Raw genomic sequence first — 9,626 nt, 5'->3', positions numbered from 1 at the left:
AGCGCACTGAACGCGTTACGCACCCGCTGTACGACTTTCCGATTCCGGGGCCGGTCTGTGTGGGTGGCGTCGAGGGGGGAACGTGGGCGTCCAGCGTCGCGGGGACGCTCACTGCCGAGTGGCGACTGGGTGTTGCGCCGGGCGAGACTGTGTCCGAGGTCGAACAGGCGTTCGAAGACCGACTGGCGACCGTCGCCGCAGACGACGAGTGGCTCTCGGCGAACCCGCCGACGTTCGCGCGCTTCTCCGTTCAGTTCGAACCCCCCGAAACCGACGCCGACGAACCGGTCGTCGAGGCACTACAGACGGCACTCCGTGAAGCAGACCTCAGTGACGACCCGGTGGGTGCGACCTACGGCGCGGACTCGCGGCATTACGTCGAGGCGGGTATTCCTACGGTACTCTTCGGGCCGGGAAACATCGAGCAGGCGCACTTCCCCGACGAAACCATCGAGTGGGAAGAAGTCGAGATTGCGCGTGACGTAATTCGAGAGACTGCGCGGCGCTTCCTTCAGTCGAAGTAGGCTTCGAGCGCGTCGGCGACCACGTTACCCGGTTCCGTATCTTCCAGTGAAGCGCGTCGCCGGAGTTCGAGGTACACGTCCGCCGGAAGCGACACATCGAGCGTACCGATATCGACGCCGTGGTCGGTGAGCGCCGTAATGACGGGCGTTCCGTCGTTGACCTCGCTTGCGAGGCGGCGAACCTCTCGGACGGTCAGCCCCGCATCGAGCGTCGCCCACGCGAGGTGGAGACGGGCGTCGCCGGAGACGCGTGCAATGTGTTTCGCTGCGGTCGGTGCAATCTGTCCGCGGGCGACGTGCCGCCGAACCGACTGCGGAAGGTCGTGGACGCGGGCCCATTTGCGGATAAACGAGACCGAAACGTCACCATCCGCTCTTTCTGCGGCGCGTTTGTACGAACCCACGCCGCGGACGAGAGCAGCACAGGCGGCGGCACCGCGGAGCATAAAGACGTGGTCGTCGTCGCCAGCCGTGGACTCGGAGAACGAGCGGACCGTCCGAGCGGCCTCGGCGACGCTCTCGGGGTCGTTTGGGTCGAACCCGACCGCCTCGTGGGCGCGCTCGCCCGTGACGGCAGGGTCGCCACGGACGACAGGTGCGCCGACCGGCTCTCTTCGGTCGGCGGGCACCTGACTGGTGCGTCGGCGTTCGTCGTTCGTCATCTACGAGTCGGTTACGTGTTCTTGGATAAAAACATCCCCCTGACTGGCGAGATTCGCGCGCGAGCGGAGTTCGGGCGGGTTACTCCTCTCGGGACTCCGAGAGGTGCGACCAGATTTCGGTACAACCGGCACCGTCTTCGAGGTCCTTGAGGTGAGCGGCTGGGTCGGCTTCGTCGACGTCAGTCGGTGCGTCGGCGTCCGATTCTGGGTCCGGGTCGGGTTCGAGTTCTGCCTCGCTCGTCATGCGTCATCCTCCGTCGACTGGTCAAACAGTTCGGGGGCGACATCGGCGGAGGCGTGTTGTCGAACGGCGGTGCGGTGGTCACTCATCATCCACCTATACTGAGGGCTCCTGCATAAGGGAATCCGCACCTGTAATGTGTACCCCCACTCCCGGGTACCGGAAGGGGTTGCCACTACCTCAGACGGCCGAAATCACCCGAAACCACCAGACAATGGTGAAGTTAGCGCGATAACCACCGTCGTGCTCCCCCGCGGGGATTGCGGCCGCCGTCTCACATAGGTAGACGGAGCACTGACGGGGACACATGAGCGTCTCCCTGCGCGTCCTCGATGACGGGGCGTGGGTCTCCGTGAACGACGCCAGAGAAGTAAGCGTGAGCGAACTCTGGCGGCTTAATGCCCCTGCATTCTGCGGTTGTGAGCTTCCGGACTTCGTCGTAGAGAACGTCCTCTCGGTCGGTGCGGACGGACGAACCGTCTCGGCGAAAGTGTACGGCCAGTGCATCGCCTGTGGTGAAACGGGCGTCCCCGGTTGGGTTCCCGTTGGCCGACTCTCAGACGGCGAATTTACCGATATCGCCCGTGAGAGCGTGGTTCTCCCCGTTCGGAACGACGGCGATATAACATAGGCAATTATTTCCCCTTTTGGGCAGCACCGGGAAGGGTTGACGGTACGCTCGGGGCCTTACGTAGGCAAATGTATGGATATTCGTACGAATGCCCACGGACGTCGAACGTTGGAAATCAGAGGTCTACGGTAACGAGATACGAGAGCATCTGTTCCGTTTCGCCGAGGAGGGCTGGGACGCTATCCCCGAAGACGAGCGGGACGCCTGGTTCGAGCGCTTCAAATGGTGGGGACTGTACCACCAGCGCAACGGACAGGAGTCCTATTTCATGATGCGCATCGGGACGCCGAACGGCGTGCTGACGCCCGGACAGACCGAGGTCGTCGCTGAAGTCGCCGACGAGTACGCTCGCGGTCCGGCCGAAAATCCGATATTCGGTAACGGCTACGTCGACTGGACGACTCGTCAGTCCATCCAGCTGCACTGGATCAAGCTAGAGGATATCCCGGAACTCTTCGACAAGCTCGAATCTGTCGGCCTCTCCACCCAGCAGGCCTGTGGTGACTCGTGGCGCAACATCGTCGGCTGTCCCGTCGCCGGCAAGGACAAACACGAGCACGTCGACGCGCTGCCCGTCGCGATGGAACTCAACGAGACGTTCAAGGGCAACGACGACCACTCGAACCTCCCCCGCAAGTGGAAGGTCTCTATCACCGGCTGCCGCGAAGGCTGTGGCCAAGGCGACATCAACGACCTCGCGCTCGAACCCGCGACCAAGGAAATCGACGGTGAGGAGACGAAAGGCTTCAACATCCGTATCGGCGGCGGCCTCTCCCGTAACGAGCCACGGCTCGCCCGCGACATCGACGTCTTCGTGACGCCGGAACAGGCCGCGGAGGTCTCGGGGGCCATCTCCGCGCTCTTCCGTGACAACGGCGACCGCGAGAACCGCTACAACGCCCGCATCAAGTTCCTGATGGACGAGTGGGGCGCGGAGAAGTTCCGCAACGTCCTGCAGGAGGAGTACGTCGACTTCGAACTGGAGACTGCAGGCGAGGACCTGCGCTCGGAGTACTCCTACAACTCCGGCTACGCTAACGGCGGCCACGCGGACCACGTCGGTATCCACGAGCAAGCCGACGGCAACTACTACGTCGGTCTCAACGTCCTCGTCGGCCGCATGGGCGTCGACGAGACGAAGGAACTCGCCCGCGTCGCCGACGAATACGGCTCCGGCGAAGTCCGCGTCACCCAGCGCCAGAACGTCATCATCACCGACGTGCCCGAGGAGAAACTCGACGCGCTGCAGGAAGAAGACCTCCTCGAACACTACTCGCCCGACCCCCACCCGTTCATGCGCGGCTCTATCGCCTGTACGGGGACCGAGTTCTGTTCGCTCTCCATCGTGGAGACGAAGAACCGGCAGGTCCGCTACGCTCGCTGGCTGAAGGAGAACGTCGAACTGCCCGAAGGCGTCGAGGACTTCCACATCCACCTCTCGGGTTGTACGGCCTCCTGCGCCCAGCCCCAGATCGCCGACGTGAGTCTTCGCGGTATGAAGACCCGCAAAAATGGGGACCCAGTCGAGGCGCTCGACATCGGTCTCGGCGGCGGTCTCGGCGAGAACCCGAACTTCGCCGAGTGGGTCACCCAGCGCGTCCCCGTCGACGAGGTGCCCGGCGCTATCAAGAACCTGCTCGCGAACTTCGAGGAGCGTCGCGAGGGCGACGAGACCTTCCGAGAGTTCGTCGCTCGGACGGACGAAGAGGACCTCGCCGAACTGGTCGAACCCGAAGAGACCAGCTACGAGGACCCGATGATGCACAATACGAAGCGCACGTGGTACCCCTACGCCGAAGACGACAGCCTCGATGCGAGTCCCGCGCCGACGGCGGGCGACGGGACGCCCATCGCCAGCGACGACTGAGCGTCGTCCCGGGCGTTCAGTACCTACATTTCGACACAGAAACCCGTCTGTCTCCACGCGACCTATTTACGGGAACACCGACTATCGACTACAAATGCCAAATCGCATCCTGAAGGTCAACGCGTACACGACGCTCGACCTCGTCGACGGCACGGCGAAGGGTCACGACTTCGAGGAATCCGCGTTCGCGGTCCTCAACGTCACGTCGCCGCGGAAGAACCCCGACGAAATCACACTCGGACTCGAACTCGACGGGACGCAACTCGACGCGCTCCCCCCGCATGCAGACACGGTAACGCTCTCACCCGAAGAGGCACGCACGCTGGCGGCCGACCTCGAAAAACACGCCGACCGGGTCGAAGCCGCACGCGACGACTAAGCGCAGCCTTCCGATTTTCTGAGAACTCAAAACGCACTACCAGCGGGTATCCCGTCGCGGTTGGCGGATAGTTCAACTACCACTGGCGAGTTCTCCGAGTGCCACCGACGAATCCCTCGACCACCGGCGGACACACCATCCACCGCCTCGTGACAACACCGACCATGGTTACTTTTACCTCGTGATACGAAACGTTCGATTACAAACTAGCTATCGAATTTTTCATCCACACATCAACAAACCCAATCGGTAGACATATGAATATGAATCTCGCAGCGTGAAGTGTGCTAGAGACGACGCCTTCACACCGTCCACGCATCGCGCGTAGACCGCTTTCTACCTCCCGCGCTCACCCGGCGAATCGAACGCCGGTCACAGCGCGGGGGGTGGTGGCGTGAGCCGTCATCGGACCCTCGTTCTCTTCGTCGCGGCGGCGGTGCTGTTCGGCACCTCCTTCGTCGGCATCAAGGCCGCTATCGATGTCGTTCCGCCGGTGCTGTTCGCGGCGTTTCGCGTCGACGTGGCCGCAATCGTCTTACTGAGCCTCGTTATCGTCCGCGGCGGCTACTGGCGGCCGCGGAGTCGCGCCGACGTATTCGGTATCCTCGCCAGCGGCGCGTTCGTCCTCGGTGCGAACAACGTGCTTCTCTTCCTCGGTCAGCAGCACGCGACGACCGGGGCCGCGGCCGTCATGTACAGCCTCATGCCGGTCGTCTCGCCGGTGTTCGCCGTGTTGCTCCTCGACGATGAGCGTATCTCGGCGGTCGACGCCGTCGGCATTCTACTCGGACTCGTCGGCGTCGTCGTCATTGTCGGCCCGGAGAGCGTTCTCGGCGGTGGAAGCATCGGACAGGCGCTCGTCGTCGGGTCGGCGCTCTCGGTCGCGTTCGGGACCGTGCTGCTCAAGCGGATTGACCCCGACATCGGAACCCTGCCACTGACTGCGTGGGCGATGGCAGCCGCCGCCGTCGGCATCCACATCGTCAGCATCGGCTTCGGCGAATCACCCGCGCAGGTGGCGTGGTCGCCGACTATCGTCGCCGCGATTCTCTACGTGGGGATGCCCGCGACGGCGGCCGCCTATCCGGTGTACTTCGCACTGCTCGCCGAGGCGGGTCCGGTTCGGGGGAACCTCGTCGCCTACGCGATGCCAATCGTCGCGACCATCACCGGGTGGGCGTTCCTCGGCGAGACGATTTCGTCGGCAACTGTACTCGGCTTCGGCGTTATCGTCTCCGGGTTCGTGTTGGTTCAGCGCGAGAGCGTCGCGCAGGTAGTCGGGTCGGTGGGAGGCCAGTCCATAGACGCGGAGTAACGCCTTTCCTCCGGGAGGGGATATTCAGTTCAGTTGTCTCTCATTAATCGGCATAGAAAGTAATCGAAACCATTTACATTTTATTTGAGGTGACTCATAAATATCCCAATCACTTTCAAATGGCTCGCATTCTCTATTTTTTCGTTGACGAAAGCGGGAACGCGAACGAGGGGACCGGGTTTTCTATCGTCGGTTGCTGGTGTGTATCTGAACGAAGCAGTGAGTACGAAGTGCTAGCTTCGACAAAGGGGTTCCTGCTGGACCAAGCCCGTTCTCTGAGCGACGACAACAGTATCTCAGAGATCAAATCATCGAAGCTCCACCCCAGATACATTGACGACTTAATGCAGTCGATGGTTCCACAACTTTACGAAGACAGTACAATCGAAACAACTTATGTGTGGCCCACCGCCCAACCAATTCGATGCTCAACATATACGACACTCCCTGACATCACGAGCGGATTCTTTGAAGGGAGGTCCTCAGGGAACTTTTCGAATGGCCAGATGGTGCGCTCGATGAGTTTGATTTCCGTAATCAGTCCGCTGTTCCAAGGTGGAACAATGAATCTCGAAGGGATTGACGAGGTCAAGATTATATTAGACGACACGGTGTGGAAAGGACCTGCAGATGTCGTCGGCGAGTGTTTTGGTTCTCACGAAGAGATTGGTATCCCCGCCACGTTCACGACACGGGATAGTAAGGCCGTCCCTGGCCTGCAGATCGCTGATCTTGCCGCGTACTCGTGGCATCGAAACCGACGAAAAGGGGACTGTAGCGAAGCTAGCAGCGTCGTCCATAACCTTCGGTTCTGAGTGTAAAATCCACCGCCGAAACGGAACTCAGCCCCTGCAGAGAGGGATCATCGATTCCGTTTCGGCGATAAGAGGGCGCCGAGAAGCTCAGCCCCTGCAGAGAGGGATCATCGACTTCCAGACGCCGTCTCTTACCTCTAAGTTCTACCGACTGAAACTTAAATCTTCAGTAAGCTATTTTCCGGGAGCGATGGGCTGAAACAGGGCGTTGAGACTACAACAGCAGTTCGGAAACTCGAATACACGCGATCAGCAGCTTATCACCCGCCGCACTCCCGGAAAATTAACACAAATCAGTAAGTCCACGAACCAATCGAATTCCGTCCAAAAGCGGGCAGAAAACACAGTGTTCTGAGGCGTCCCACTCGTATTCCGAGCGACAGAATATCCTCAGGCAGTCACACGCCGCCGAACCGCGACGGCAACGTCGACGAGCATCTTCTTTTTCATCATGGCGAAGCCGAAGAAGATAGCGCCGAAGCCGACGAGCGCTGTCGTATCGATGGCGTGGCCGAGGAGGACCCAACTCATGAGCGCCGCAACGACGGGTTCGACGTAGCCGATGAGGTTGAGTTCCGTCGGGCCGACGCGGTCCAGCAGTTCGAAGTAGAGGAGGAACGCCACCGCGCCGGAGATGAGCGTCAGATAGAGGAACGACGCGATTCCGGTCGGTGCCCACTCGATGGCAGAAAGCGACTCCCCACGGAACAGCGCCCAGATGTGGAGGATGACGCCGCCGCCGAACATCGTCCACGCCTGCATCGACTGAACCGGCAGGTCCGTACGGAGCGGCCGGGTGAGGACCGCACCGAGGGCGAACGAGACGGCACCGAAGAAGATGAGCACGATGCCGAGGCCCTGTGCGGAGTCGAAGAGACCGGCCCCGGGGTTGGCGACGAGAACGACGCCGGCGAATCCGGAGAGCAATCCCAGCACGCCCGTTTTCCCGAGCGACTGGTTCGAGAGAATCGCCGACGCGAAGACGGCAGTCAGGATGGGCGAGAGGCTAATGATAATCGAGGCGACGGCACCGGGGACGTGTTTCTGGCCGAGGTAGAGAAGACCGTGATAGGCGGCGATGATGAACACCGCACCGATGGCTGTCGCGAGCAGTTCGTCTCTGGTCTGTGGCCGCCAGCGGTCGGTCGAGTACACGGCGTACGCCAGCATCACGAGACCGGCGAGTTCGTAGCGGACCGCCGCAAACGTCAAGGTCGGGAAGAACTCCAACCCGACCTCGATGGCGACGAAGGACGTGCCCCACATCGCCGCGAGGGCGACAAACAACAGGGGCGTCGTCGGAATATTTCTCCAAGTGGTTCGCGTCATAGTCGAATCTACTCCAACATCCGACCCCGACGTTGTTAAATCCTTCTACAAAATAGGAGAGAATAGTTGAATCTTTCATTGACTAATAGACGATTTGCTGTATTTGAGTGCGTATAAATCGTTAAAATCCGAGAGGGTGAGAAGTACTGGCGAATACGGGGAACAGAACAAGGACTTACATCTACGCCCGTGACCAGTGTAGATATGGACGAGCGCGACGTGCGCCTGTTGAAGGCCATCGCGGACCTCGGGACAGGCAGTCCCGAGAAGTTACACGAAGCGACTGATATCCCGGTATCGACTATCCACTACCGGTTGAACAACCTGAAAGACGACGGCGTCATCGAGAACGACCTCTACGACATCGACCTCGAAGCGTTCGGTCTCGGCGTCACAGTCGTCATCGAAGTGTTAGCCGACTACAGTGGTTCGTACGAGGGTGTCGGCAACAAACTGCTGGAAATCGAAGGTGTCACCCAACTGTACTTCACGATGGGTGAGACGGACTTCATCGTCGTTGCACACCTCGCGGATTCCGACCGCGTCGAGCGACTCATCAACGACTTCGAGGCCATCTCGGAGGTCGAACGGACGAACTCGACGTTCGTTATCTCTACGATGCGCGACAGTCACAGAGCGCTCCAGAGCTACACGCTGGAGACGCTGTTGGACGAATTAGGCATCGAGAACTGAGAATCGCCCCACCGCTTACGCTTCCGTATTGCCTACGATAGCGTATGCCGGAGACCGTGCGAACGTGGCTAGTCGAACGGACCTACTCGGACGACGAACAAAACATCATCATACTCGTGTACGCGACGCTGGACGGGACACGATATCACAGAAAAGAGCGGTCACTGACGAGTTTCGAGTCCGACATTCGCGACACCTACGCCGCCATCGACGTATCTGAAGACGAGTTGGGTCGCGTCAGTGACGAAGAAACACGGGGAGCCTACGCCGCGGCGGCGCAGGAAATGGCCGAGAAGCACGACCCGACGGACACCGTGTGACCGGAAAGTAGTGTGAGAGACTGTGTGAACCCAAGTCCGGACCGGAATCAGAACAGGGCTGTTCAGTCCGCCGACGCAAGCGGGAGTTCGACAACGACGACGGACCCCGTCGGCTCGTTGTCCTCGAAGTGGACTGTTCCGCCGAACGAGTCGACGAGTTGGTTGACGAGATAGAGACCTAATCCCGTTCCCGTGCTTTCGAGGCCTTTCTCGCCTTTTCCGAAGACGACGGGCTTTCTGCTGTCCGGAATGCCAGAGCCATCGTCGGCGATGCGCGTGGTGACTAGTTCTTCGTCCTCGTCGACCGTCACCGAGAGCGTCACAGTCGTGCTGCCGTCGTTGTGCTGGACGGCGTTGTTGAAGATGTTGCCAAACACCGACGCGAGGAGGGGGTTCGCCCGTACCGCAACATCCGGAATCGCCCCCTCGACCTCGAAGGTAGCGTTGGGAAACGCCTCACGCCGGACGGAAAGTTCGCGTTCGAGCGTATCCACGAGCGGAAGCGGACGCGTCTCGACAGTGCCTCCGCTCATCGTCTCGATAAGGTCGCGGGCGACTTCGGTTATCTCGATGGTGTGGCGACCCGTCGAGAGAATGCGCGAGAGGATGTCTGCCCCCTCGTCGTCGACGTGTTCTTCGAGCAACTCCGCCCACCCGACGATGACGGCCATATCGTTTCGAATGTCGTGGCGGACGATTCGATTCAGTGCCTCTAACTCCTCGTTCGTCCGCTCTAACTCCAGTTCACGACTGCGGCGAGCAGTCACGTCCTGAATCGTTCCTCTGAGGGCTACGACACGGCCGTCTCGGATAACCGGTTCACCGCGGGTGCGAACCCACAGTTCCGCAC

Annotated in this window: 12 protein-coding genes; 8 read left to right on the top strand and 4 right to left on the bottom strand. The window is 60.6% G+C overall.

Annotated elements, in window-relative coordinates; translation table 11 throughout:
* Positions 1–524: M20/M25/M40 family metallo-hydrolase (locus QT222_RS12510; RefSeq protein ID WP_491477370.1), on the top strand; the 524-nt coding region annotated here is incomplete at its 5' end.
* Here the strand turns inward: QT222_RS12510 and QT222_RS12505 are convergent.
* On the bottom strand, positions 512–1,186 hold the full coding sequence (locus QT222_RS12505) for a DUF7119 family protein (RefSeq protein WP_004059262.1): 675 nt from the start codon (positions 1,184–1,186) through the stop codon (positions 512–514). The genes QT222_RS12510 and QT222_RS12505 overlap by 13 nt on opposite strands.
* A 79-nt stretch (positions 1,187–1,265) precedes the next feature.
* The gene (locus QT222_RS12500; RefSeq protein ID WP_004059261.1) at positions 1,266–1,430 is read right to left on the bottom strand and encodes a DUF8595 family protein; all 165 of its coding nucleotides are present in this window, start codon (positions 1,428–1,430) and stop codon (positions 1,266–1,268) included.
* Between the two features lie 304 nt (positions 1,431–1,734).
* Between QT222_RS12500 and QT222_RS12495 the strand changes: the two genes are divergently transcribed.
* The 5 genes from QT222_RS12495 (at position 1,735) to QT222_RS12475 (ending at position 6,434) form a co-directional block, all read left to right on the top strand.
* Positions 1,735–2,058: a DUF8134 family protein gene (locus QT222_RS12495; RefSeq protein ID WP_004059259.1), complete on the top strand. Its 324-nt coding sequence runs from the start codon at positions 1,735–1,737 to the stop codon at positions 2,056–2,058.
* Between the two features lie 88 nt (positions 2,059–2,146).
* The gene (locus QT222_RS12490) at positions 2,147–3,925 is read left to right on the top strand and encodes a nitrite/sulfite reductase (protein WP_004059258.1); all 1,779 of its coding nucleotides are present in this window, start codon (positions 2,147–2,149) and stop codon (positions 3,923–3,925) included.
* Between the two features lie 94 nt (positions 3,926–4,019).
* Positions 4,020–4,304, top strand: a complete 285-nt coding sequence (locus QT222_RS12485) for a DUF6360 family protein (RefSeq protein ID WP_004059257.1) — start codon at positions 4,020–4,022, stop codon at positions 4,302–4,304.
* Positions 4,305–4,698: 394 nt separating this feature from the next.
* Complete coding sequence (locus QT222_RS12480) at positions 4,699–5,619, top strand: DMT family transporter (RefSeq protein ID WP_491477369.1); 921 nt, start codon at positions 4,699–4,701, stop codon at positions 5,617–5,619.
* A gap of 119 nt (positions 5,620–5,738) precedes the next feature.
* Positions 5,739–6,434 (top strand): DUF3800 domain-containing protein, encoded by a 696-nt coding sequence (locus QT222_RS12475; protein WP_491477368.1) that lies wholly within the window; start codon positions 5,739–5,741, stop codon positions 6,432–6,434.
* A 390-nt stretch (positions 6,435–6,824) separates the two neighbouring features.
* Here the strand turns inward: QT222_RS12475 and QT222_RS12470 are convergent, their stop codons facing one another.
* A complete protein-coding gene (locus tag QT222_RS12470; RefSeq protein ID WP_491477367.1) occupies positions 6,825–7,763 on the bottom strand; it encodes a DMT family transporter in 939 nt (312 codons plus the stop codon).
* Between the two features lie 204 nt (positions 7,764–7,967).
* Here QT222_RS12470 and QT222_RS12465 point away from each other — a divergent pair, with 204 nt between their 5' ends.
* Both QT222_RS12465 and QT222_RS12460 read left to right on the top strand, forming a co-directional pair.
* Positions 7,968–8,456: an Lrp/AsnC family transcriptional regulator gene (locus QT222_RS12465; protein WP_004059252.1), complete on the top strand. Its 489-nt coding sequence runs from the start codon at positions 7,968–7,970 to the stop codon at positions 8,454–8,456.
* A gap of 44 nt (positions 8,457–8,500) precedes the next feature.
* Positions 8,501–8,776 carry a DUF7967 family protein gene (locus tag QT222_RS12460; RefSeq protein ID WP_491477366.1) on the top strand — a complete coding sequence of 92 codons (276 nt, stop codon included), beginning with the start codon at positions 8,501–8,503 and terminating at the stop codon, positions 8,774–8,776.
* Between the two features lie 62 nt (positions 8,777–8,838).
* Here QT222_RS12460 and QT222_RS12455 read toward each other — a convergent pair.
* A partial coding sequence (locus QT222_RS12455; protein WP_491477365.1) for a sensor histidine kinase occupies positions 8,839–9,626 on the bottom strand: 788 nt, incomplete at its 5' end.

This window comes from Haloferax sp. s1, from assembly GCF_058382125.1.
Note: the sequence above shows the minus strand (reverse complement) of the source record. Positions and strands in the feature narration are given on the sequence as shown.

Excerpts from the sequence above, each read along its gene's own strand:
- QT222_RS12475 (WP_491477368.1), top strand. The coding sequence starts at position 5,739 with ATGGCTCGCATTCTCTATTTTTTCGTTGACGAAAGCGGGAACGCGAAC.
- QT222_RS12505 (WP_004059262.1), bottom strand. The coding sequence starts at position 1,186 with ATGACGAACGACGAACGCCGACGCACCAGTCAGGTGCCCGCCGACCGA.
- QT222_RS12460 (WP_491477366.1), top strand. The coding sequence starts at position 8,501 with ATGCCGGAGACCGTGCGAACGTGGCTAGTCGAACGGACCTACTCGGAC.
- QT222_RS12465 (WP_004059252.1), top strand. The coding sequence starts at position 7,968 with ATGGACGAGCGCGACGTGCGCCTGTTGAAGGCCATCGCGGACCTCGGG.
- QT222_RS12485 (WP_004059257.1), top strand. The coding sequence starts at position 4,020 with ATGCCAAATCGCATCCTGAAGGTCAACGCGTACACGACGCTCGACCTC.
- QT222_RS12490 (WP_004059258.1), top strand. The coding sequence starts at position 2,147 with ATGCCCACGGACGTCGAACGTTGGAAATCAGAGGTCTACGGTAACGAG.
- QT222_RS12500 (WP_004059261.1), bottom strand. The coding sequence starts at position 1,430 with ATGACGAGCGAGGCAGAACTCGAACCCGACCCGGACCCAGAATCGGAC.
- QT222_RS12470 (WP_491477367.1), bottom strand. The coding sequence starts at position 7,763 with ATGACGCGAACCACTTGGAGAAATATTCCGACGACGCCCCTGTTGTTT.
- QT222_RS12495 (WP_004059259.1), top strand. The coding sequence starts at position 1,735 with ATGAGCGTCTCCCTGCGCGTCCTCGATGACGGGGCGTGGGTCTCCGTG.